Here is a 24,948-nt window from a genome sequence, read left to right as displayed (position 1 = left end):
TTGCCCGGCCAAATTGTTTTTATCCCTTCATCCACATCCGAATGCCGTCCAGGAACATCTGGGTCGCCATCATGACCAGAATCAATCCCATCAGACGCTCTAACGCGTTAACACCTTTCTCCCCCAGCAGACGTAGGAACAACGACGACTGCAGCAAAATCACCACCGTACCGCCCCAGGCAATCAGCAGCGCAATCACCAGATGCGACAGATTATTAGGATACTGATGCGACAGCAGCATCAGCGTTGCCAAAAGCGTCGGTCCGGCGACCAGCGGGATCGCTAGCGGCACAATAAATGGTTCTTCGCCCGCAGGCAGGCCAGAGCTGTTGCCGGTGGCGCTGGGGAAAATCATCTTAATGGCAATCAGGAACAAAATAATGCCGCCGGAGATGGAAACCGTCTCGGCCCTCAGGTTTAAAAACGCGAGAATCTTTTCCCCGGCGAAGAGGAAAATGAGCATCAGTAGAAGTGCGATTAAAAGCTCACGTATCATGATCGCCTTGCGGCGCTTGGGTTCCGTGTGTTTTAGCACTGACATAAAAATGGGCAAATTTCCCAGTGGATCCATAATCAGGATCAATAAAACAGCGGCGGAAAAGATATCACTCATTACTCAAATTCCCTGATAATCGTTAATGACTTTCTGCTTTACGCATCACCCTTATCACGGATTATGACAAGGGCAAATGTGCCCCCAGAGACGGGGGAATAAGTTGCATTTCTGATTGCGACGCAATCATTGATTAATTTCACTTGCGACTTTAGCTGCTTTTTGTAATGTGAAGGGATGTCAGTGGGACTGGCAAGCATAAACAGCACACATATCTGCAGGAAAATACGCTATGAAAAATGTTGGTTTTATCGGCTGGCGCGGAATGGTCGGCTCTGTACTCATGCAGCGCATGGTAGAAGAGCGCGATTTTGACGCCATTCGCCCAGTTTTCTTCTCTACTTCCCAGCTTGGACAAGCTGCGCCAGCATTCGGCGGCTCCACGGGAGGTACGCTTCAGGATGCTTTCGATCTTGAAGCGCTGAAGGCGCTCGACATTATTGTCACCTGTCAGGGCGGCGATTATACCAACGAAATCTATCCAAAGCTTCGTGAAAGCGGTTGGCAGGGTTATTGGATTGATGCGGCCTCCTCACTGCGTATGAAAGATGACGCCATTATTATTCTCGACCCGGTGAACCAACAGGTGATCACCGACGGTCTCAACTCCGGTATTAAAACCTTCGTTGGCGGCAACTGTACCGTCAGCCTGATGCTGATGTCGCTCGGCGGCCTGTTTGCTAACGACCTCGTCGAGTGGGCGTCCGTTGCCACCTATCAGGCAGCCTCCGGCGGCGGCGCACGCCATATGCGTGAACTGTTGACCCAGATGGGCCAGCTGCATCATCACGTTGCCAGCGAACTGGCTGACCCGGCATCTGCCATTCTTGATATCGAACGTAAAGTCACCACGCTGACTCGCAGCGGTGACCTGGCGGTGGACAACTTTGGTGTTCCGCTGGCAGGTAGCCTGATCCCGTGGATCGACAAACAGCTTGATAACGGCCAGAGCCGTGAAGAGTGGAAAGGCCAGGCCGAGACCAACAAAATTCTCGCCACCTCATCGGTGATTCCGGTGGATGGTCTGTGCGTGCGCGTCGGTGCGCTGCGCTGCCACAGCCAGGCGTTCACCCTGAAATTGAAAAAAGATATTTCCCTTACAACCGTTGAGGAATTGCTGGCAGCGCACAACCCGTGGGCGAAAGTGGTACCAAACGATCGTGAAATCACCATGCGTGAATTAACGCCAGCAGCGGTGACCGGCACTCTAACCACGCCGGTTGGCCGTCTGCGTAAGCTGAATATGGGGCCAGAGTATCTGTCCGCATTCACCGTAGGTGACCAGCTTTTATGGGGCGCTGCGGAGCCGCTGCGCCGGATGTTACGCCAGTTGGCGTAAACATTTGTTCATTGATAAGGGGTGGTGGACCACTCCTTTTTTTTGCGTAATACAAGGAGTAAGCGCAGTTATGTTTAATTTTCTCTCAGGAGTCAGGTAAAGCGTTGGCTATGCTTTAATCAAGGTCTATTACCTTGACTGAAGGTTGAGCGGGGTCGAGAGAGCACTCTACTTTGTGCCGCACCGTTCGGGTCACAAATGTCGCCATTTACAGTGGATTGGGGCGATACAAAAACTAAGGATGATGAAGCATGTCCGATCGTATTGATAGAGACGTGATTAACGCGCTGATTGCAGGCCATTTTGCGGATCCTTTTTCCGTACTGGGGATGCACCGAACGGACTCAGGACTGGAGGTCCGGGCGTTACTGCCCGACGCGACCGACGTTTGGGTTATTGAGCCGAAAACCGGGCGTAAAATCGGCAAGCTGGAGTGCGTTGACGCTCGCGGTTTCTTTTGCGGTATTCTGCCGCGTCGTAAAAATTTCTTCCGTTATCAGTTGGCTGTTGTCTGGCATGGGCAACAGAATCTGATTGACGATCCCTATAGTTTTGGCCCGCTGCTCCAAGAAATGGACGCATGGCTGCTGTCTGAAGGTACCCATTTACGCCCTTACGAAACGCTGGGCGCGCATGCGGATACGATGGACGGCGTCACCGGCACACGCTTTGCCGTCTGGGCACCGAACGCGCATCGCGTCTCAGTTGTCGGTCAATTCAACTACTGGGACGGCCGTCGCCATCCCATGCGTCTGCGCCGTGAGTCGGGGATTTGGGAGCTGTTTATTCCCGGCGCGCATAACGGTCAGCTCTACAAGTTTGAGATGATCGATGCAAACGGGACGCTGCGGGTGAAGGCCGATCCTTACGCCTTTGAAGCACAGATGCGTCCCGATACTGCCTCGCTCATTTGCGGTCTTCCCGCAAAAGTAGAGCAGAGCGAAGCGCGCAAAAAAGCCAACCAATTTGACGCACCTATCTCCATTTATGAAGTCCACCTCGGCTCCTGGCGACGCCATACCGACAACAACTTCTGGCTGAGCTACCGCGAGCTGGCGGATGAGCTGGTGCCATACGCCAAGTGGATGGGCTTCACCCACCTTGAACTGCTGCCGATTAATGAGCATCCATTTGACGGTAGCTGGGGCTATCAGCCGACCGGGCTGTACGCGCCGACTCGCCGCTTCGGTACTCGCGAAGACTTCCGCTACTTTATCAACGCTGCGCATGCCGCTGGCCTGAGCGTCATTCTTGACTGGGTGCCAGGGCATTTCCCATCGGATGACTTCGCGCTGGCGGAATTTGACGGCACCAACCTGTACGAGCATAGCGATCCGCGCGAAGGCTATCATCAGGACTGGAATACCCTGATTTACAACTACGGCCGCCGTGAAGTGAGCAATTTCCTCGTCGGTAACGCGCTGTACTGGGTAGAGCGTTTCGGTATCGATGCCCTGCGCGTGGATGCGGTGGCGTCAATGATTTACCGCGACTACTCTCGTAAAGACGGAGAGTGGATCCCCAATGAATTCGGCGGCCGTGAAAACCTCGAAGCCATCGAGTTCCTGCGCAGCACCAACCGCGTGTTGGGCGAACAGGTGCCGGGTGCGGTCACCATGGCGGAAGAGTCGACCGACTTTGCCGGCGTGTCTCGCCCGACCGATATGGGTGGCCTAGGGTTTTGGTACAAGTGGAACATGGGCTGGATGCACGACACCCTAGACTATATGAAGCTTGATCCGATTCACCGCCAGTATCACCACGACAAAATGACCTTCGGCATGCTGTACAACTACACGGAAAACTTCGTGTTGCCTCTTTCGCATGATGAAGTGGTTCACGGTAAAAAATCGATTCTCGACCGTATGCCGGGCGATGCGTGGCAGAAATTTGCCAACCTTCGCGCCTACTACGGCTGGATGTTCGCGTTCCCGGGTAAAAAGCTGTTGTTTATGGGCGGGGAGTTTGCTCAGGGCCGTGAATGGAACTTTGACGGTAGTCTCGACTGGCACCTGCTGGAAGGCGAAGACAATTGGCACAACGGTGTGCAGCGCCTGGTGCGCGACCTCAACCATACCTATCGCCACCACAGAGCGATGCACGAACTGGACTTTGACCCGTACGGCTTCGAATGGCTAGTGGTTGATGACAGCGCGCGCTCGGTGTTTGCCTTTGTTCGTCGCGACAAAGCGGGCAACGAGATTATTGTGGTCAGCAACTTTACGCCGGTGGCGCGTCACGATTATCGCTTCGGCATCAATCAGCCGGGCCGCTGGCGTGAAGTGCTAAATACCGACTCCGGTCACTACCACGGCAGCAACGCCGGAAACGGTGGGACGGTACACAGCGATGAGATTGCTAGCCACGGTCGCGCCCAGTCGCTCAACCTGACGCTGCCGCCGCTGTCGACTATCTGGCTGGTGCGGGAAGGGGATTAAGCATGGTTGAACTCGCAGTAGGCAAACCCGCGCCGCTGGGCGCCAGCTTTGACGGCGAGGGAGTGAACTTCACGCTCTTTTCCGCCCATGCGCAGCGGGTTGAACTCTGCGTGTTTGACGCGCAGGGCAACGAGTCGCGCTATGACTTACCGGCCCGCAGCGGCGACGTCTGGCACGGCTATTTGCCGCAAGCACAGCCGGGTTTACGTTACGGCTACCGGGTTCACGGCCCGTGGGAGCCGTGGCAGGGCCACCGCTTTAACCCAGCGAAGCTGCTGCTAGATCCGTGCTGCATGCGCGCCGAAGGTGAACCGATTGACGACCCGCGTTTTCATGATGGCTATGACTCGCCGGACGACCGCGACACTGCGGATATTGCGCCAAAATCGGTGGTGGTTGATTTGGCGTATGACTGGCAAGACGACGTGGCACCTCGCACCGCGTGGGGCAAAACCGTTATCTATGAAGCGCACGTTAAAGGGCTGACCTGGCGTCATCCTGGCCTGCCGGAAGAGATTCGCGGCACCTACAAGGCGCTAAGCCATCCGGTGATCATCGATTATCTCAAGCGGCTTGGCATTAGCGCGCTGGAGCTGCTGCCGGTGGCGCATTTCGCTCATGAACCCCGGCTCCAGCAGATGGGGCTGAGAAACTATTGGGGCTACAACCCGCTGGTGATATTTGCGCTGGCACCGTGTTATGCCAGCCAGCCGGAGCGTGCGCTGGACGAATTTCGTGACGCGGTGAAGGCGCTGCATCAGGCCGGTATCGAAGTCATCCTCGATGTGGTGCTAAACCACAGCGCCGAGCTGGATCTGCACTGCCAGACCCTCTCGCTGCGAGGAATCGACAATCGTAGCTACTATTGGTTAAGGGATGACGGCGATTACCACAACTGGACCGGCTGCGGCAACACGCTGAATCTCAGCCATCCGGGCGTGGTGGAATATGCCCGTCAGTGCCTGCGCTTCTGGGTTGATGTCTGCCATGTCGACGGTTTTCGCTTTGACCTCGCGTCGGTGATTGGCCGTACGCCGGGCTATCGCCAAGATGCGCCGCTGTTTAACGCCATTCACGCCGACCCGGTACTCTCGACGGTGAAGCTGATTGCCGAACCGTGGGACATCGGAGAAGGCGGCTATCAGGTTGGGAACTTCCCGCCTGCGTTTATGGAGTGGAACGACCACTTCCGCGATGCCATTCGTCGCTTCTGGCTTGAAGAATCATTATCACTGGGTGAGTTTGCCCAGCGTTTTGCCGCTTCCAGCGATGTTTTCCAGCATCAGGAGCGCCGTCCTCGCGCTGCCGTCAACTTGGTGACCGCGCACGACGGTTTTACTCTGCGTGACTGCGTCAGCTTTAATCAAAAGCACAACGAAGCCAACGGCGAGGAAAACCGCGACGGCACCAGCAATAACCATAGCAATAATCATGGTATAGAAGGATTAGACGCGACGCCTGAAGTGATGGCGCGACGGAAAGCGAGCGTTCAGGCGCTGCTAACCACGCTGCTGCTCTCGCAGGGGACGCCGATGCTGTTGGCCGGTGATGAACACGGCCACAGCCAGCAGGGCAACAACAACGCCTATTGCCAGGACAACGCGTTGACTTGGCTTGATTGGGAAAACGCAGATGATGCGCTGACCGATTTCACCGCCGCCCTGATCCATCTGCGCCAGCAGATCCCCGCGCTAACGGACGATCGCTGGTGGCAGGAGGGCGATGGTTACGTCCAATGGCTGAATCAGCAGGCGCAACCGCTTGTTGCCGAAGAATGGCAGCACGGCGCGCGGCGAATGCAGATTCTGCTTTCTCACGATTGGCTCATCACGCTTAACGCAACGCAGGATGAGGCCAGTTTTAATTTACCCGCGGGGGAATGGCGCGCTGTTTCCCCATTCACCGGGAATGATAGCCCGGTGAGCATGGATGTCTGGCATGGGCCCGCGCACGGAGTGTGCGTATTTCAAAGGTCATAGTCTCTGAATTACCCGGAACCCTGCGGTGACGCGGGGCAACCTAATAACCCGGAAGGACGAGCATCAAAAGGAGTTAATCATGGTTAGGCTTGAAAAAAACGATCCCTTAATGCTGGCTCGCCAGTTACCTATCAAATCTGTCGCCCTGATTCTGGCCGGCGGACGCGGCACGCGACTTAAGGATCTGACCAATAAGCGGGCAAAACCTGCGGTCCATTTCGGCGGTAAATTCCGCATCATCGATTTTGCGCTATCGAACTGCCTGAACTCCGGGATCCGTCGAATTGGCGTGATTACGCAGTATCAATCGCACACGCTGGTGCAGCACATTCAACGCGGCTGGTCTTTATTCAGCGAAGAGATGAATGAATTTGTCGATCTGCTGCCCGCTCAGCAGCGAATGCATGGCGAAAACTGGTATCGCGGCACCGCCGATGCGGTGACCCAAAACCTCGATATCATCCGCCGCTATAAAGCGGAATATGTGGTGATCCTCGCCGGTGACCATATCTACAAACAAGATTACTCGCGCATGCTTATCGACCATGTCGAAAAAGGCGCGCGTTGCACCGTGGCGTGTATTCCGGTGCCCATTGAAGAGGCAACGGCGTTCGGCGTGATGGCGGTTGACGAGAACGACAAGATTATTGAATTCGTCGAAAAACCAGCGAACCCACCGGCTATGCCGGGCGACCCGAGTCAGTCTCTTGCCAGCATGGGTATCTATGTCTTTGATGCTGATTATCTTTATGAACTGCTTGAGCAAGACGACTGCGACGAAAATTCTAGCCACGACTTCGGCAAAGATTTAATTCCTAAAATCACCAAAGCTGGCGCGGCTTATGCACATCCTTTCCCATTGTCTTGCGTACAGTCCGATCCGCATGCAGAACCTTACTGGCGCGATGTAGGGACGCTGGAAGCGTACTGGAAAGCCAACCTCGACTTGGCATCGGTAACGCCTGAGCTGGATATGTATGATCAGAACTGGCCGATTCGCACTCATATGGAATCGTTGCCGCCGGCGAAATTTGTCCAAGACCGCTCCGGCAGTCACGGTATGACGCTGAACTCGCTGGTCTCCGGTGGCTGCATTATTTCAGGTTCGGTGGTGGTGCAGTCGGTACTGTTCCCGCACGTGCGCGTGAATTCATTTTGTAACATTGATTCGGCAGTCTTACTGCCAGACGTTTGGGTGGGCCGTTCCTCGCGTCTGCGTCGCTGCGTTATCGACAGGGCCTGTGTGATCCCAGAAGGCATGGTGATTGGTGAAGATGCGGAAGAAGATGCGCGTCGTTTCCACCGTTCAGAAGAAGGGATTGTACTGGTTACACGCGAAATGCTGCGCCAGTTGGGATACAAACAGGAGCGATGATGCAGGTTTTACATGTTTGTTCAGAGATGTTCCCGTTATTAAAAACGGGTGGCCTTGCAGATGTGATTGGCGCTCTGCCGGCGGCACAGATTGCTGAAGGTACCGACGCACGCGTCCTGTTACCGGCGTTCCCCGACATCCGTCGCGGAATTCCGGATGCCAAAGTGGTGGCCCGTCGCGAGACTTTTGCCGGGCGTATGACGCTGCTGTTCGGCCACTATAACGGCGTGGGTATTTACCTGATTGATGCGCCGCATCTCTACGATCGCCCAGGGAGTCCGTATCACGACACTCACCAAAACGCCTATCCTGACAACGTGAAGCGTTTTGCGCTGCTGGGCTGGGTCGGAAGTGAAATGGCCTGCGGACTAGATCCGTTCTGGCGTCCGGACGTGGTACACGCGCACGACTGGCATGCAGGACTGGCTCCGGCGTACTTGGCGGCACGCGGTCGCCCGGCGAAGTCGGTATTTACCGTCCACAACCTGGCGTATCAGGGGCTGTTTTACGGCCACCACATGGACGAAATCCAGCTGCCAGCCGAGTTCTTTGACATGCACGGGCTGGAGTTCCACGGACAAATCTCGTTCCTGAAAGCGGGCTTGTATTACGCGGACCACATCACCGCCGTCAGCCCAACCTACGCGCGGGAAATTACCGAGCCGCAGTTTGCCTACGGTATGGAAGGTTTGCTGCGCCAGCGTCATCGTGAAGGGCGTCTGTCGGGAATTTTGAACGGGGTGGATGAGAAGGTCTGGAGCCCGGAAAAAGATCTGCTGTTGCCAGCGAGCTACAGCCGCGACACGCTGGAGAAGAAGGCGGAAAACAAACGCCAGCTCCAGGTGGCGATGGGGCTGAAGGTTGACGCGACTGCGCCGCTGTTCGCCGTCGTCAGCCGTTTGACCAGCCAGAAAGGGTTGGACTTGGTACTGGAAGCGCTGCCGGGCTTGTTAGAGCAGGGCGGTCAACTCGCGCTGCTGGGCGCGGGCGATCCGGTCTTGCAGGAAGGTTTCCTCGCCGCCGCCGCTGAACATCCGGGTCAGGTTGGCGTACAGATTGGTTATCACGAAGCATTCTCGCACCGCATCATTGGCGGTGCCGACGTTATCTTGGTTCCGAGCCGCTTTGAGCCGTGCGGTTTAACGCAGCTGTATGGTTTGAAATACGGCACGCTGCCACTGGTTCGCCGCACCGGTGGGCTGGCTGATACCGTGGCGGATAGCTCGCTGGAAAACCTTGCCGATGGTATCGCGAGTGGCTTTGTTTTCGAAGACAGCAACGCCTGGTCCCTGCTGCGCGCTATTCGTCGTGCTTTCGTATTATGGTCTCGTCCTTCGCTCTGGCGCTACGTTCAGCGTCAGGCGATGAACATGGATTTTAGCTGGCAGGTTGCTGCGCACTCTTATCGTGAGCTTTATCAACGCCTCACCTAACTATGGGGATCTTAGTTATGAATGCACCTTTTTCGTATGCATCACCGACCCTCAGCGTCGAGGCACTAAAGCACTCTATTGCCTATAAGCTGATGTTTATCATTGGGAAAGATCCCGCCATTGCCAACAAGCACGAATGGCTGAACGCCACCTTGTTTGCCGTGCGCGATCGCCTAGTCGAGCGCTGGCTGCGCTCGAACCGCGCTCAGCTATCCCAAGAAACACGGCAGGTTTACTACCTGTCGATGGAGTTTTTGATTGGCCGCACGCTTTCCAATGCGCTGTTATCTTTAGGGCTGTATGAAGATGTTAAAGACGCACTGGAAGGGATGGGGTTAGACCTTGAAGAACTGATTGACGAAGAGAATGACCCAGGGCTTGGCAACGGCGGCTTAGGCCGTCTGGCGGCCTGTTTCCTTGATTCTCTGGCGACGCTGGCGCTGCCGGGGCGTGGATACGGTATCCGATATGACTACGGCATGTTCAAACAGAATATCGTCGATGGTCGCCAAAAGGAGTCGCCGGACTACTGGCTGGAATACGGTAATCCGTGGGAATTCCCGCGCCACAACACGCGCTATAAAGTTCGCTTTGGCGGACGCGTGCAAATGGAAGGGAAAACCAGCCGCTGGCTGGAGACGGAAGAGATCCTCGCCGTTGCCTACGATCAGATAATCCCCGGCTACGATACTGACGCGACCAACACGCTGCGTCTGTGGAACGCGCAGGCCAGTAGCGAAATCAACCTCGGTAAATTTAACCAGGGTGACTATTTCGCCGCGGTGGAAGATAAAAACCACTCGGAAAACGTATCGCGCGTTCTTTATCCGGACGACTCGACCTATTCCGGGCGCGAGCTGCGTTTACGTCAGGAGTATTTCTTGGTGTCGGCGACGGTGCAGGACATTTTAAGCCGCCACTACATGTTGCATAAAACCTATGCCAACTTGGCCGATAAAATTGCTATCCACCTCAACGACACCCATCCGGTGTTGTCGATTCCTGAGCTGATGCGTCTGCTGATTGATGAGCACAAGTTCAGCTGGGATGAGGCCTTCTCGGTGGCCTGCCAGGTCTTCTCCTACACCAACCACACGTTGATGAGTGAGGCGCTGGAAACCTGGCCGGTAGATATGTTGGGCAAAATCCTGCCGCGTCACCTGCAGATTATCTTTGAGATTAATGATTACTTCCTCAAAACGCTGCAAGAACAGTATCCGAACGATACTGGGCTGCTGAGCCGCACGTCTATTATCGACGAATCTAACGGCCGTCGTGTACGCATGGCGTGGCTGGCGGTGGTGGTGAGCAAGAAGGTGAACGGTGTTTCCGAGCTGCACTCGAATCTAATGGTGCAGTCGCTGTTTGCCGATTTTGCCGCTATCTTCCCGATGCGCTTTACCAACGTTACCAACGGCGTGACGCCGCGGCGTTGGCTGGCGCTGGCGAACCCGGCGCTCTCCGATGTGCTTGATGAGAATATCGGCCAGACTTGGCGATCCGACCTCAGCCAGCTCAAGGAGTTGGAGCAGCATATTGATTATCCGAAGGTTAACCAGGCGGTGCATCACGCCAAGTTGGCTAATAAAAAGCGTCTTGCCGCCTTTATTGCCCAGAATTTGAACGTGGTGGTGAATCCGCATGCGCTGTTTGATGTGCAGATTAAGCGTATTCACGAGTACAAGCGTCAGCTGATGAACGTGCTGCACGTTATCGCGCGCTATAACCGTATCAAGGCTGATCCTGAGGCAGATTGGGTGCCACGGGTGAATATCTTTGCTGGTAAGGCGGCTTCGGCCTATTACATGGCGAAGCACATTATTCACCTGATCAACGACGTAGCCGATGTGATCAACAACGATCCGCAGATTGGCGACAAGTTGAAAGTGGTCTTTATCCCGAACTACAGCGTGAGCTTGGCGCAGATGATAATTCCGGCGGCGGATCTTTCTGAACAGATCTCGCTGGCGGGCACCGAGGCTTCCGGTACCAGTAATATGAAGTTTGCGCTCAACGGTGCGTTAACGATTGGCACGCTGGACGGTGCTAACGTTGAGATGCAAGAGCACGTGGGGGCGGATAACTTCTTTATCTTCGGCAACACCGCCGAGGAAGTGGAAGCGCTGCGTAGTAAGGGTTACAGCCCGCGTGACTACTACGAGCAGGACGCAGAGCTGCGTCAGGTGCTCACGCAAATCGCCACCGGCGTGTTCAGCTCAACCGACCCGGGACGCTACCGCGATCTGGTGGATTCGTTGATTAACTTTGGTGACCATTACCAGGTGTTGGCGGACTTCCGCAGCTATGTAGACTGCCAAGATAGGGTTGACGAACTGTACCGCGAACCGGAGCAGTGGACCAACAAAGCGATGCTCAACATCGCCAATATGGGCTACTTCTCCTCTGACCGGACTATTCAAGAGTATGCCGAGAATATTTGGCATATTGAGCCGGTGAAATTGTAAAAAGTAAACGGGGCCGATTGGCCCCGTTTTTTTTCCGGCGTCACATTACCTCACGACGCCAGCGACAGCTCAGGCTTTCCCAGCGTTTTCACCAGCCATGCGCTAATCCGCGACTGCTGCTCCGCGTCCAGCCACATTCCCTGTTTGGTGCGACGCCAGATAGCATCATCAAGACGGCGTACCCATTCGTGTTCCACCAAGTAACGCAGCTCGGCTTCATAAAACTCATGACCGAAATCCTCTCCCAGACCGGCAATGTCGCGCGCCTCACCGATAATCAACTCGCTGTTACTGCCGTAAGTGCGGGCGTAGTGACGGGCCAACGACTCGGTGATAAACGGATAGCGGCGACGCAGTTTTGCTGCGTAATCGTCGCGATCGCCGCCGATATCACCGCCGGGCAGTACGGCGCCTTTGGTCCACGCCGCACCGATTCCCTGATAGTACGGCGTCAGTTTTTCCAGCGCGTGTTCTGCCAGCTTACGGTAAGTGGTGAGCTTGCCGCCAAAGACCGACAGCAGCGGCGCTTTGCCGTGGTCATCATGAATATCCAGCGTATAGTCGCGGGTGATGGCCTGCGGTGAGTCGGATTCGTCATCGCACAGTGGACGCACGCCGGAATAGGTCCAGACGATATCTTCACGTGCGAGCTGTTTCTTGAAGTGCCCGTTGTAGACCTTCAACAGATAGTTGATTTCGCTCTCGTCGATTTCGACGTTTTTCGGGTCACCCTGATACTCCACATCGGTGGTGCCGATTATCGAGAACTCATCCATCCACGGGATGACAAACACGATGCGTTTATCTTCGTTTTGCAGAATGTAGGCCTGTTTTTGCGTGTGCACGCGCGGCACCACAATATGGCTACCTTTAATCAGGCGGATACCGTACGGTGACGGCAGGTGCATGCCATCATCAAAGAATTGTTTCACCCACGGGCCAGTGGCGTTAACCAAGCCGCGAGCCTGCCAGCTGAAGCGCTCACCGCTGTCGATATCTTCCGCTTCAACAATCCACAGGCCGTTTTCGCGTTTTGCAGAGATGGCGCGGGTGCGGGTACGGACATCACCGCCTTTCTGCACCACCATTTGCGCATTCGCTAAAACCAGACGGGCATCGTCAACCCAGCAGTCGGAATATTCGAAACCGCGCACGATTTCTGGTTTTAGTACCGATTCTGCGCCAAAACGCACACCCTTTGAGGCAGGCAAACTGGTGCGTTTACCCAGATGATCGTACATAAACAGACCGGTGCGGATCATCCATGCTGGGCGCAGGTGCGGGCGGTGAGGCAGTCGAAAACGCATGGGAATGGCGATATGTGGCGCCATTTTTAGCAGCACTTCACGCTCGGCCAGCGCTTCGCTGACTAGGCGGAACTCATAGTGTTCAAGGTAGCGTAGACCGCCGTGGATAAGCTTGGAGCTGGCGCTGGATGTGGCACAGGCCAGATCTCTGGCTTCCAGCATCAGGACGGATAAACCGCGCCCCGCGGCGTCCGCCGCAATACCTGCGCCGTTGATCCCGCCGCCTATCACAATCAGATCTTTGGTTTCCATCATTGCCACCTCAAGGACTTTCGTTATAGCTCATTAATGCTCGATATCGCTCATAATAGCAAGTAAACGCGCTATTGGTAACATAGAAAAAACATTTTAGAGTGATGTGCATAACATATTGGCGTTTACGTGGCGTGAAGACGTACACTTGGCAGTAAAATAGCGTCAGCACGACACCTGCAATAATGATAAGAGAACACCATGGATCAGTTTGAATGTATTAACGTAGAACAGGCGCACCAGAAGCTGCAGCAAAACGCCGCCGTATTGGTGGATATTCGTGACCCGCAGAGCTATGCCGTGGGGCATACGCCGGGTGCGTTTCATCTGACTAACGACACGCTAGGCGCGTTTATGCGCGATAACGATTTTGAAACACCAGTGATGGTGATGTGTTATCACGGTAACAGCAGCAAAGGTGCTGCGCAGTATCTGTTGCAGCAGGGCTATGACCAGGTTTACAGCGTCGACGGCGGCTTTGACGCGTGGCATCGCCATTTCCCGGCAGAGGTTGAACACGCCGCTTTTTAAGCCTAATGCGGTATACTGTCCTCTTTTGTGTGGAATAGAAGCGACCTGCTGAATGTTGATGATCACCTCTTTTACCAACCCTCGCGTGGCCCAGGCCTTTGTGGACTATATGGCGACGCAGGGCGTTATTCTGACTATCCAGCAGCATGAGCGCAGCGATGTCTGGCTTTCCGATGCCTCGCAGGAGGCGCGTGTTCGCACGGAGTTGGAACACTTCCTTGCCAATCCGGCCGACCCACGTTATTTGGCGGCGAGCTGGCAGTCCGGGCAGACCAATAGCGGCCTGCATTATCGCCGCTTTCCCTTCTTAGCTACGCTAAAGGCCGGGGCCGGCCCGGTGACGATGGGCATCATGGTGGCCTGTATACTGGTTTTTATTTTGATGAGCGTTGTGGGCGATCAGGCGGTGATGCTGATGCTGGCGTGGCCATACGACGATTCGCTGAAATTTGAGGTCTGGCGCTACTTTACCCATGCTCTCATGCATTTCTCCTTCGTCCATATCCTCTTCAACCTGTTATGGTGGTGGTATCTCGGCGGTGCAGTAGAAAAGCGCATTGGCAGCGGCAAGCTGGTGGTGATCACGCTAATCAGCGCCCTGCTGAGCGGGTTCATACAGCATCAGTTCAACGGCCCGTGGTTTGGCGGGCTGTCCGGCGTGGTTTATGCCTTAATGGGCTATGCCTGGTTACGCGGTGAGCGTGACCCACAAAGCGGTATTTTCCTGCCACGCGGACTGATGATGTTTTCTCTGATTTGGCTGGTGGCCGGATGGTTTAATGTTTTTGGGATGTCGATTGCGAACGGCGCACATATCACCGGGCTGGTGATTGGGCTGGCAATGGCCTTCGTCGATACGCTGAATGTGCGAAAACGAGCATAATTTCCAGGGATTCATCATGAAACAAACACAACGTCATGACGCGATAATCGAGCTGGTCAAACTACAGGGTTACGTCAGCACGGAAGAGCTGGTGGAGCATTTTTCCGTCAGCCCGCAAACAATTCGCCGTGATTTAAACGACCTTGCGGAGCAGAAAAGGATCCTGCGTCATCATGGTGGCGCCGCGCTGCCATCAAGCTCGGTGAACACGCCTTGGCATGACCGTAAAGCGACACAAACTGCGGAAAAAGAGCGGATTGCGCACCGGGTCGCCAGCCAGATCCCTAACGGTTCTGCGCTGTTTATTGATATCGGCACTACGCCGGAAGCGGTGGCTCATGCGCTTTTGAATCACAGCGATCTGCGCATTGTGACTAATAACCTCAACGTGGCCAACACGCTGATGGTCAAAGAAGATTTTCGCATTATTCTGGCGGGCGGAGAGCTGCGTAGCCGAGATGGCGGCATTATTGGTGAAGCAACGCTGGACTTCATTTCGCAGTTCCGTCTGGATTACGGCATCCTCGGGATCAGCGGCATCGATAGCGACGGTTCGCTGTTGGAGTTTGACTATCACGAAGTGCGTACCAAGCGCGCTATCATCGAAAACTCCCGGCACGTGATGCTGGTTGTCGACCATTCAAAATTTGGCCGTAATGCAATGGTCAATATGGGCAGTATCAGCATGGTAGATGCAGTGTATACCGATGGTCTGCCGCCGCCGGGCGTGATGCAGGTGATTGCAGATAATGAGGTGCAGCTGGAGCTGTGCTAAGAAAAAGGGCGCTAGAGAAAGCGCCCTTTTTTTGTTTTATGACATTTGCTGTTGGAATTTGCCCTGGCTCAGATCGGTGACGATGGCATTCATGCGATCTTCGGTCAGACGATAGTAACGAATCGAGATGGCGGTAATCAGGTAGAAGATAGCCGGCAGCACGGTAAACAGAATTAATACCCCACGGATGGCCTCCGCAGATTGCTGCTCAACGCCTGCCTGGTAGCCGTAAAACGCCAGTCCCCAACCGGTGAGCGCACCGCCGATAGCCACGCCCAATTTGATAATGAAAATGTTGGCCGCTACATTCATTCCGGTAATACGGCGTTGGGTTTTCCATTCGCCGTAATTATTGGCATCGGTGATCATTGACCACTGCAGCGGTGCGTTAATGCCTTGCAGGATATTGAGGATAATGTGGACGATAAACGCTGGGATCCAATAATCGGTTGGCAGGATTAGGAACGCTAAACCAAATAATGCGCTGAAGACATTCACCCAAACCGAGGCGCGAATTTTGCACATCCACGAACCGACCTGTTTAGCCATCAGGCTACCCACAACGGCGGCAACGGTTGTCGCCAGCATAAACAGCGAAATAATACTGCTACCTTGGTTGAGAATATACTGAACAAAATAAACCAGCAGGCTGCCGCGTACCACCACGCCGCATAGCATGGCGAGGTTATATATTGATAATACCCGCCACTGGTCGTTTTTCATCAAAATACGCACATCACGCAAGATGTTCAGATTCTCTTCTTTGACCGGCGTAATACGTTCGCGGGTGGTCATAAAGCAAATAAGGAACATGATGCAGCCGATGACGCCGAAGATGCCCATCGCCCACTGCATACCGGTGGCTCTATCGCCTGGTGCGATGAGGTCGGCCAGCGGCAGGATGAGCGCGGTTCCCATAGCGCCGCCAATCGGTGCGACAGCAAAGCGCCAAGATTGCAGCGACAGATTCTCTTTGGGATCGGCGGTAATCGCCGCGCCCAGCGAGCAGTAAGGAATATTAATTGCGGTATACATTAGAGTCATAAATATATACGCAACGACGGCATAAACAATTTTTCCAGTTTGTTCGAAGTTTGGTGTGGAATATACCAACACGCAGCTTACAGCAAACGGGACGCAAATGATTAATAACCACGGACGGAAACGTCCCCAGCGACTTTTGGTTTGATCGGCAATTGCGCCCATGATTGGGTCGGTAATGGCGTCCAATACCCTAACGACTAAAAATAATGTCCCCATGACTGCCGGGGGTAAACCATAAATATTGGTATAAAAATAGGCAAGTATTGCTACTGAGGAATCAAATACGATATGGCTTGCGGCATCGCCCAAACCAAAACCAAACTTCTCTTTATTACTGATTTTTCCGGTTAATGCCGACATAGGGTCACCTTGTTATTATTGCGTGCCAACATACAACATCATTTATAAAAGGTGAGCCTGAGCCTGAGTATTCTAATTTTTCACTTTGGGATTATGTTAATTCTCTATTGTGACGCAGTTATCTCTTATGATGTACGGGTACGGTGTGTTTTGTTTGCCGGATGGCGCTGACGCTTATCCGGCCTACGCGGGGGATTGTAGACCGAATAAGGGTGACATGATTTTAGACGCCGTATCCCATCATCTTCAGCAGGTTCTGCGCGTGCAGTACCGCATCCTGACGATGAGCGACGCCGAGCTTCTGATAGAGGTTACGGATGTGAGTTTTGATGGTGGTTGCCGCGACGTCCAGCTCACCCGCAATCTGATCGTTGCTGTAGCCGGAGTAGATAAGCCCCAGCACCTGCCATTCACGTTGGGTGAGCGGGCTGGTACGAATCAGTTCCGGAACCTCCGGGTGATTCAGCAGGCGCTCAACGAAGCTTTCATCAAAGTGAGCAAACTTATGACGATGATGCTGATTTATCTCGCGCAGAATGCGCTGGGCGCGGTGCTGGTCAAGCTCCGGTAGCGTATTCAGCTGAATCAACTGGCGCAGCTGCTGCGCCATCGCTTCACCCTCAATCACGAAGTGGCTGATAAACCCGGTGCGGTTGGCCAGCTGCAGCGCTTCCAACAGCACGCGCTGGGCTGCATTCTTGTTACCAGACTGCCAGTGCAGCTGGTTAAGCAGCAGCAGATTGCGGTTGAGATCGCTCATCAAACGCAGCGAACGGGCGTTTTCGTTCAACTCCTCGAGCACCATTTCCGCCGAATCGAATTCGCCAAGCAGGATCTGCACTCGGGCAATATTACGCCATTGGCCCTGCAAGAAGTGGTTGTTGGCAAATTCCGGTTTCGGGGTATGGCGAAGCCAGTTGGCAGCGGATTTTTTGTCGCCCACCATCTGCCAGTAAATCACCCGTACTTTATCGGCGTTGGAGACCCAGTCGCTGTGATAAGCGCCGTTACCCAGCAAATTCTCGAGGCGGTTCAGGTGATTGCGTGCGTTATCTAGATCGCCACGTGCCAGCGAGCACTGAACCTGTAAGGTCAGGCACTGGAGCTGTTGCTGCGGCTGGAAATTTCTCAGGACTTCAATACCGGTGCGGGCAGCGGTTTCTGCTTCGTCGAGGCGCGCCCATGCCCACAGTAACTGTGAACGGATGCGCAGCAGGAATTCATGCATCGGCAACTGCTCAAGATGCTGCTCGCGGATAAGCTGAAAACCTTTCTCTTGGCATTCCCATGCGGCCTGCAGGAAGCCTTGGGCAAACAGAATTTCGCTTTGCTGGATAAGACTCCACAGCGCGTAGTGCCAGATATCATGGCGACGCGCCATTTGTTCGGTTTGCTGCATCACGGCAATAGATTGGCTCAAGAGCCCTTTGCAGTGCAGCACCTCGCCATGCACCGACGTGGCGACAATACGGCTGTAGAAATTTGCTAGCGGTAACTCTTCCAGCGCGACGGTGGATAGACGCTCGGCTTCATCCTGATCGCCGTCGTTAATCGCCACCTGGGCGCGCAGAGCATTAAAATCGCCGTGTAGAGACGCGTCCATTTCTGAGGTCATCTCCTGCTCGGCGCGTGCCAGCAGGGTATTCACTTCGCTATAGCGGTGCTGGCTTTGCATCAGCCAAGCCTGTAACAGCACCAGGCGTGGATTTTCGAGCAGGCTTTCCCACGGCAGCGCGGAGAGCGACTCTTCAAGCAGCACCAGTTCGCTATGGTGGAACAGCCCCCACGCATGATTAAGCAGAATGTCGCGCAGCATTTTCGGGTCACCAGCAGCCAGGGCGTGGTGAATTGCTTCGCTTGGGAAACCTTGTGCCATCCAGCTTTCTGCCGCCGCGCGGTGAATTTCCGGCAGCTCGGCCGCCAGTTCCCACTGACAGCGTTGGCGCAGGAAGCTGCAAAACAGCGGGTGATAGTTAAACCACTCGCCGGAGTTGTCCATTCGCTGGATAAACAGTCCCTGACGCTCAATCTCTTCGAGGCGCATCTGGCCGTTTTCTTCACCGGTGACGCGGGCGATCAGCGAATCATTCATTGAGCGCAGCAGTGAGCTTTTCAGCAGGAAGCTGCGGGTTTCGGGGTCGACGTTATCGAGGACTTCATCGACCAGATAATCCGACAGGTGGCTGGCGTTAATGCCAGACAAACGGCGCGCGGAGTGCTGGGTGGCGTTGTTACGCTGACGGGCAGATAGCGCAATCAGCTGTAGCGCGGTGGCCCAACCCGCAACGTCGTCGCACAGACGGCTGCTTTCCGCCGCTTCAATTGGCGACGCTAAGCGGCAGTCAAAAAATTGTTTGGTTTCGGCGTGCGTGAAGGAGAGCTGTTGGCTACCTACTTCAAGCAATTGATCGCGCACGCGCAGGTTGGCAATACCCAACTGCGGCAGATTACGAGACAACACGACCAGCGTCAGATTTTCCGGCTGGTGTCGCAGGAAAAAGCGCATGGCATCGTGGATAACCGGGTTGGTTATCAGGTGGTAGTCATCAATGACCAAATAGAGCGGACGCTGCCATTCGCTAAGCTCAATGAAAAGTTGGGAGAAAAGAGAGCTGAGACTGGCGTACTGGCGCTTTTGCACCATATTTTCGCTGGCCTCGCAATGCCCACCTGTCGCCTGCTGGATAGCCGCTATCAGGTAACTGGCAAAACGGTCCTGCTGGTTATCGCCTTCATCAAGCGAATACCAACCGAGATCGCTCATCCCTGCCGCCCATTGTGACACGAGCGTCGTCTTTCCATAGCCAGCCGGACTGGTTATCAGCGCCAGACGATAATTGTTCGCGCCTGACAGTTTCGCCAAGAGCCGCTCGCGAACCACGGTGTGTTCGAGACGGACGGGTCGACTTAGTTTTGACGGAATCAACATAGCTAATCACTTCACTGTGAGGATTGGAAAAAGATATTTTTTTTGCGCTTCGTAATTAATGCATATAAAGGTCGGTCAATTAGCTATGTATTGCAAGTTATGTCCCGTTTTCATGCTTGCGAATTTGCTATATGTCACAAATTTTTATATTTAATGCCATCTTCGTATTATGGCTTGCAAGGTGCGAAAATCCTGACTTCCGTAACTATTTGTTGTTACAAATGAAATGAATTTTTGATGATTCCCAGAATAAAAGTTGTTCAAGTCAGTTTCGTTTCAGTCCATTCTCCGTAGAAACAATACGTATTAAATTGTTGCTTATTTTCGCTATGAAATAGTTTCCTTATTTTCATATTTATCGCAAAACGCCATTTCATTTTATGAGCCAGCGCGAAGTTCTCGTTGGCATCATCCCTGACACTATATCGGGATAAAAGCGCCCTAGAGTCGGCTCAAAAGTGTGCGATTTTGCCGCTGATGGCTAACGTTATAGTGGCGACGATCACACTTTTCGCTCATCCCTGCGACTCCTCCCCGGCTAATCCGGGACAGGAGGAGGAAGTCGCGCAATCAGCCAGGCACACTAGCGCTAATTGTTTATGTAAAAGGATTCTAATTCGTTATGTCACAGCCTACTTTTAATCACGATTCATTCCAGGCTGCCCTGACGCGTCAGTGGCAGCGCTTTGGCCTTCAGGCCGCTTCCGATATGACGTCTCACCAGTGGTGGCAGGCTGTGAGCGGTGCGTTGGCGGAACAACTTTCCGCGCAGCCTGTAGCGAAGCCGGAGAAAAACCAGCGCCATGTGAACTACATCTCCATGGAGTTTCTGATTGGCCGCCTGACCGGCAACAACCTGCTCAACCTTGGCTGGTATGAAGGCGTCAGCGATGCGCTGAAAGGCTATAACATCAACCTGACCGATCTGCTGGAAGAAGAAACTGACCCGGCGCTGGGCAACGGTGGCCTAGGACGTCTGGCCGCATGTTTCCTCGACTCAATGGCGACCGTTGGCCAATCGGCGACCGGTTACGGCCTGAACTACCAATATGGTCTGTTCCGCCAATCCTTTGAAGACGGCCATCAGATGGAAGCCCCGGACGACTGGAAGCGCGGTAGCTATCCATGGTTCCGCCACAACGCAGCGCTTGATGTGCAGGTTGGCATCGGCGGCAAAGTGGTGAAAGGCGAATGGCAGCCGGCATTCACCATTATCGGTGAAGCTTGGGATCTGCCGGTGCTGGGTTATCGCAATGGTGTGGCGCAACCGCTGCGTCTGTGGCAGGCCACCCACGCGCATCCTTTTAACCTGACGAAATTCAACGACGGCGATTTCCTACGTGCAGAACAGCAGGGCATCGACGCTGAAAAACTGACTAAAGTGCTCTACCCGAATGACAACCATACCGCGGGTAAAAAGCTGCGTCTGATGCAGCAGTACTTCCAGTGCGCCTGCTCGGTGGCGGATATTCTGCGTCGCCATCATTTGGCCGGCCGTAAACTGCATGAACTGGCTGACTTCGAAGTGATTCAGCTTAACGATACCCACCCAACCATCGCCATCCCTGAACTGCTGCGCGTGCTGATCGATGAACATCAACTGAGCTGGGACGACGCTTGGGCGATTACCAGCAAAACCTTCGCTTACACCAACCACACGTTGATGCCAGAAGCGCTGGAATGCTGGGATGAAAAACTGATTAAAGCGTTGCTGCCGCGTCACATGCAGATAATCAATGAAATCAACGCCCGCTTTAAGAAGCTGGTCGACAAAACCTGGCCTGGCGATGACGCCGTGTGGGCGAAGCTTGCCGTGGTGCATAACAAACAGGTTCGCATGGCGAACATGTGCGTGGTGAGTGGCTTTGCCGTCAACGGCGTTGCTGCGCTGCACTCGGATCTGGTGGTGAAGGATCTGTTCCCGGAATATCACCAGCTTTGGCCGAACAAATTCCACAACGTGACCAACGGCATTACGCCACGTCGCTGGATCAAACAGTGCAACCCGGCCTTGGCCGCGCTGCTGGATAAATCGCTGAAGAAAGAGTGGGCCAACGATCTTGACCAACTGATTAACTTGGAAAAATACGCTGACGACGCGAAATTCCGCCAGACGTACCGCGAAATTAAGCTCGCCAACAAGCAGCGCTTGGTGAAATTTATCAAAGCGCGTACCGGTATCGAAATCACCACCAACGCGATTTTTGATATCCAGATCAAACGCCTACACGAGTACAAACGTCAGCACCTGAACCTGCTGCACATTTTGGCGCTGTACAAAGAGATCCGTGAAAATCCACAGGCCGACCGTGTACCGCGCGTGTTCCTGTTTGGCGCAAAAGCTGCTCCAGGTTACTACTTGGCGAAAAATATTATTCTGGCGATCAACAAGGTTGCTGAAGCGGTAAACAACGACCCGAAAGTAGGCGATAAGCTGAAAGTGGTGTTCCTGCCGGATTACTGCGTGTCGGCGGCCGAGATGCTGATCCCGGCGGCGGATATTTCCGAGCAGATTTCCACCGCCGGCAAAGAAGCCTCTGGTACCGGCAACATGAAGCTGGCGCTGAACGGTGCGCTGACCGTGGGTACTTTGGACGGGGCAAACGTCGAAATTGCCGAGCAGGTTGGCGATGAAAATATCTTTATCTTCGGCCATACCGTAGAGCAGGTGAAAGCGCTGAAGGCCAAAGGCTACGATCCGCTGAAATGGCGTAAAGCCGACAAGCAGCTGGATGCGGTGCTCAAAGAGCTGGAAAGCGGCAAATACAGCGATGGCGACAAGCATGCGTTTGACCAGATGCTGCACAGCATCGGCAAGCAGGGCGGTGACCCGTATCTGGTGATGGCTGACTTCGCGGCCTATGTGGAAGCACAAAAGCAGGTTGACGTGCTGTACCGTGACCAAGAAGCTTGGACTCGTGCCGCTATTCTGAATACCGCGCGTTGCGGCATGTTCAGCTCCGATCGCTCTATCCGCGATTACCAAAAACGTATCTGGCAGGCAAAACGCTAAGGACAGGCAATGGAAAGCAAACGCCTCGATAAAGCCGCGCTGGCGGCGGGGATTAGCCCAAACTACATTAATGCCCACGGCAAGCCGCAGTCTATCGGTGCTGACACCAAACGGCGTTTGCTTGACGCAATGCACCACGGCGATACGGTCACGGCAACGCCGGTACCGAACGTCATGGTCTGGACGTATGGGAAGAAAATGGCGCTGCCGGTGGCGGGAAAAGGCGAATTTAGCTGGATCCTGACGACCGAAGAGGGCAAGCAGCATCAGGGGCAGATTGCTGGGGGGAAAAACCTCAGTCTGCCGACCCGCATGCCGGAAGGCTATCACTCACTTACGCTGACCCAGAACGATGAGCGCTGGCACTGCCGAGTGATCATCGCTCCTGAGCGCTGCTACGAGCCGCAGCCGCTGAAAGAGGCGAAAAAGCTGTGGGGGGCCTGCGTTCAGCTTTATACCCTGCGTTCGGAAAAAAACTGGGGGATCGGTGATTTTGGCGATCTGAAGGCGATGCTGCCGGAAGTCGCCAAACGCGGCGGCGCATTTATTGGCCTCAATCCGATTCATGCGCTCTATCCGGCGAACCCGGAAAGCGCCAGTCCGTACAGCCCTTCATCGCGTCGCTGGATGAACGTTATCTACATCGACGTTAACGCGGTGGAAGACTTTGCTAAAAGCGAAGAGGCGCAGGCGTGGTGGAAACTGCCTAGCACACAGCAGAAGCTGAAAGCGGCTCGCGACGTTGCACAGGTGGATTACACCGCAGTAACTGAACTGAAAATGACCGCGTTACGCATGGCGTGGAAGCGCTTTGCCAAGCGTAATGATGAGCAGGTAGCGGCTTTCCGCTACTTCGTGGATAAAGAAGGCGAGAGCCTCTACTGGCAGGCTGCCTTTGATACGCTGCACGCTCATCAGGTGAAAGAAGATCCGCTGCGTTGGGGCTGGCCGGCTTGGCCGGAGGCCTATCGCACGACCGATAGCCCGCAGGTGCACGCGTTTTGTCAAAAGCATGCGGATGAGGTGGATTTCTACCTCTGGCTGCAATGGTTGGCGTACACCCAATTTGCTGCCTGCTGGGAAACCAGCCAGCGCGATGCGATGCCGATTGGTCTTTACCGCGACCTCGCCGTCGGCGTGGCCGAAGGCGGCGCGGAAACCTGGTGCGACCGTGAACTATACTGCCTGAAGGCCTCCGTCGGTGCGCCGCCGGATATCCTTGGGCCGCTGGGGCAAAACTGGGGCCTGCCGCCGATGGATCCGCATATCATCGCCGCTCGCGCCTATGAGCCGTTTATCGAACTGCTGCGCGCGAATATGAAGAACTGCGGCGCGCTGCGTATTGACCATGTGATGTCGGTGCTGCGTTTGTGGTGGATCCCTTACGGTGAAACCGCCGATCACGGTGCCTACGTGCAGTATCCGGTCGATGCATTGCTGTCGATTTTGGCGCTGGAAAGTAAACGTCACCACTGCATGGTGATTGGCGAGGATTTAGGGACGGTGCCGGTTGAGATCGTCAGCAAGCTGCGTAAGAGCGGTGTTTACTCGTACAAAGTGCTCTATTTTGAGAACGACCACGAGAAGACCTTCCGCTCGCCGAAGTCTTATCCGGAACAATCAATGGCCGTGGCAACTACGCACGACCTGCCGACGCTGCGTGGCTACTGGGAAAGCGGTGACCTGACTTTGGGCAACGAGCTGGGCCTGTATCCTGACGCTGATGTACTGCACGGGCTGTATCAAGATCGTGAACTGGCGAAGCAGGGGCTTTTGGACGCTCTGCATAAATACGGCACGCTGCCTAAACGTGCCGGTCACAAGGCCTCGCTGATGTCGATGACCGCCACGTTAAGCCGCGGGATGCAGCGCTATATTGCTGACAGCAATAGCGCGTTGCTGGGACTGCAACCGGAAGACTGGCTGCAGATGTCGGCACCGGTGAATATTCCTGGCACCAGCACCGAGTATCCGAACTGGCGGCGTAAGCTTTCCACCTCGCTGGAGGCGATGTTTGCCGACGAGGGTGTGAACAAGCTGATTAAAGATTTGGATAAGCGCCGGAAAGCGGCGGGCAGGAAGAAGTAAAGACAACCGCAAAACACACTCACCCGGCCGAGCTCTGCGACGCCGGGTTTTTTGTGACGCTCTTGTAGGCCGGATAAGGCAACGCCGCCATCCGGCGATGTGCACGGTAATTGCCTGATGGCGC

At 54.5% G+C, this 24,948-nt stretch carries 15 protein-coding genes; 11 read left to right on the top strand and 4 right to left on the bottom strand.

Features of this window, described 5'->3' with window-relative positions:
* Nucleotides 1–19: 19 nt before the first annotated feature.
* The gene (locus AB4K05_RS12195; RefSeq protein ID WP_062775611.1) at nt 20–613 is read right to left on the bottom strand and encodes a YhgN family NAAT transporter; all 594 of its coding nucleotides are present in this window, start codon (nt 611–613) and stop codon (nt 20–22) included.
* 232 nt (nt 614–845) lie between these two features.
* On the opposite strand from AB4K05_RS12195, the gene asd reads away from it, so the two are divergent.
* The 6 genes from asd (at nt 846) to glgP (ending at nt 11,642) form a co-directional block, all read left to right on the top strand.
* Entirely contained in the window at nt 846–1,952 is a 1,107-nt protein-coding gene (asd, locus tag AB4K05_RS12190) for an aspartate-semialdehyde dehydrogenase (RefSeq protein ID WP_368480234.1), read from the top strand.
* A gap of 251 nt (nt 1,953–2,203) precedes the next feature.
* Entirely contained in the window at nt 2,204–4,390 is a 2,187-nt protein-coding gene (gene glgB / locus AB4K05_RS12185) for a 1,4-alpha-glucan branching enzyme (protein ID WP_368480233.1), read from the top strand.
* 2 nt (nt 4,391–4,392) lie between these two features.
* On the top strand, nt 4,393–6,369 hold the full coding sequence (gene glgX / locus AB4K05_RS12180) for a glycogen debranching protein GlgX (protein WP_368480232.1): 1,977 nt from the start codon (nt 4,393–4,395) through the stop codon (nt 6,367–6,369).
* A gap of 79 nt (nt 6,370–6,448) precedes the next feature.
* The gene (glgC, locus tag AB4K05_RS12175; protein ID WP_368480231.1) at nt 6,449–7,744 is read left to right on the top strand and encodes a glucose-1-phosphate adenylyltransferase; all 1,296 of its coding nucleotides are present in this window, start codon (nt 6,449–6,451) and stop codon (nt 7,742–7,744) included.
* Complete coding sequence (gene glgA, locus AB4K05_RS12170; protein ID WP_368480559.1) at nt 7,744–9,177, top strand: glycogen synthase GlgA; 1,434 nt, start codon at nt 7,744–7,746, stop codon at nt 9,175–9,177. The genes glgC and glgA overlap by 1 nt, the downstream gene beginning before the upstream one ends.
* Nucleotides 9,178–9,194: 17 nt before the next feature.
* Entirely contained in the window at nt 9,195–11,642 is a 2,448-nt protein-coding gene (gene glgP, locus AB4K05_RS12165; RefSeq protein ID WP_368480230.1) for a glycogen phosphorylase, read from the top strand.
* Nucleotides 11,643–11,692: 50 nt separating this feature from the next.
* Here the strand turns inward: glgP and glpD are convergent, their stop codons facing one another.
* A complete protein-coding gene (gene glpD, locus AB4K05_RS12160) occupies nt 11,693–13,201 on the bottom strand; it encodes a glycerol-3-phosphate dehydrogenase (RefSeq protein ID WP_368480558.1) in 1,509 nt (502 codons plus the stop codon).
* Nucleotides 13,202–13,402: 201 nt separating this feature from the next.
* On the opposite strand from glpD, the gene glpE reads away from it, so the two are divergent.
* The 3 genes from glpE to AB4K05_RS12145 are packed head-to-tail and all read left to right on the top strand — an operon-like array spanning nt 13,403 to nt 15,390.
* Nucleotides 13,403–13,732, top strand: coding sequence for a thiosulfate sulfurtransferase GlpE (gene glpE, locus AB4K05_RS12155; protein WP_368480229.1), 330 nt, complete (start codon nt 13,403–13,405; stop codon nt 13,730–13,732).
* Between the two features lie 52 nt (nt 13,733–13,784).
* Complete coding sequence (glpG, locus tag AB4K05_RS12150; RefSeq protein WP_368480228.1) at nt 13,785–14,615, top strand: rhomboid family intramembrane serine protease GlpG; 831 nt, start codon at nt 13,785–13,787, stop codon at nt 14,613–14,615.
* Nucleotides 14,616–14,631: 16 nt separating this feature from the next.
* Nucleotides 14,632–15,390, top strand: coding sequence for a DeoR/GlpR family transcriptional regulator (locus AB4K05_RS12145; protein ID WP_368480227.1), 759 nt, complete (start codon nt 14,632–14,634; stop codon nt 15,388–15,390).
* 36 nt (nt 15,391–15,426) lie between these two features.
* Here AB4K05_RS12145 and AB4K05_RS12140 read toward each other — a convergent pair whose 3' ends face one another.
* Nucleotides 15,427–16,794, bottom strand: a complete 1,368-nt coding sequence (locus tag AB4K05_RS12140; RefSeq protein ID WP_368480226.1) for a glycoside-pentoside-hexuronide (GPH):cation symporter — start codon at nt 16,792–16,794, stop codon at nt 15,427–15,429.
* 223 nt (nt 16,795–17,017) lie between these two features.
* Nucleotides 17,018–19,723: an HTH-type transcriptional regulator MalT gene (gene malT / locus AB4K05_RS12135; RefSeq protein ID WP_368480225.1), complete on the bottom strand. Its 2,706-nt coding sequence runs from the start codon at nt 19,721–19,723 to the stop codon at nt 17,018–17,020.
* A 622-nt stretch (nt 19,724–20,345) separates the two neighbouring features.
* On the opposite strand from malT, the gene malP reads away from it, so the two are divergent.
* Together malP and malQ are read left to right on the top strand one after the other, a co-directional pair.
* Complete coding sequence (malP, locus tag AB4K05_RS12130) at nt 20,346–22,736, top strand: maltodextrin phosphorylase (RefSeq protein WP_368480224.1); 2,391 nt, start codon at nt 20,346–20,348, stop codon at nt 22,734–22,736.
* Nucleotides 22,737–22,745: 9 nt separating this feature from the next.
* Nucleotides 22,746–24,824, top strand: coding sequence for a 4-alpha-glucanotransferase (gene malQ, locus AB4K05_RS12125; protein WP_368480223.1), 2,079 nt, complete (start codon nt 22,746–22,748; stop codon nt 24,822–24,824).
* Nucleotides 24,825–24,948: the final 124 nt, after the last annotated feature.

Origin of the sequence: Kluyvera sp. STS39-E, assembly GCF_040932435.1 — a bacterium.
Taxonomy (GTDB): Bacteria; Pseudomonadota; Gammaproteobacteria; order Enterobacterales; family Enterobacteriaceae; genus Kluyvera.
Note: the sequence above shows the minus strand (reverse complement) of the source record. Positions and strands in the feature narration are given on the sequence as shown.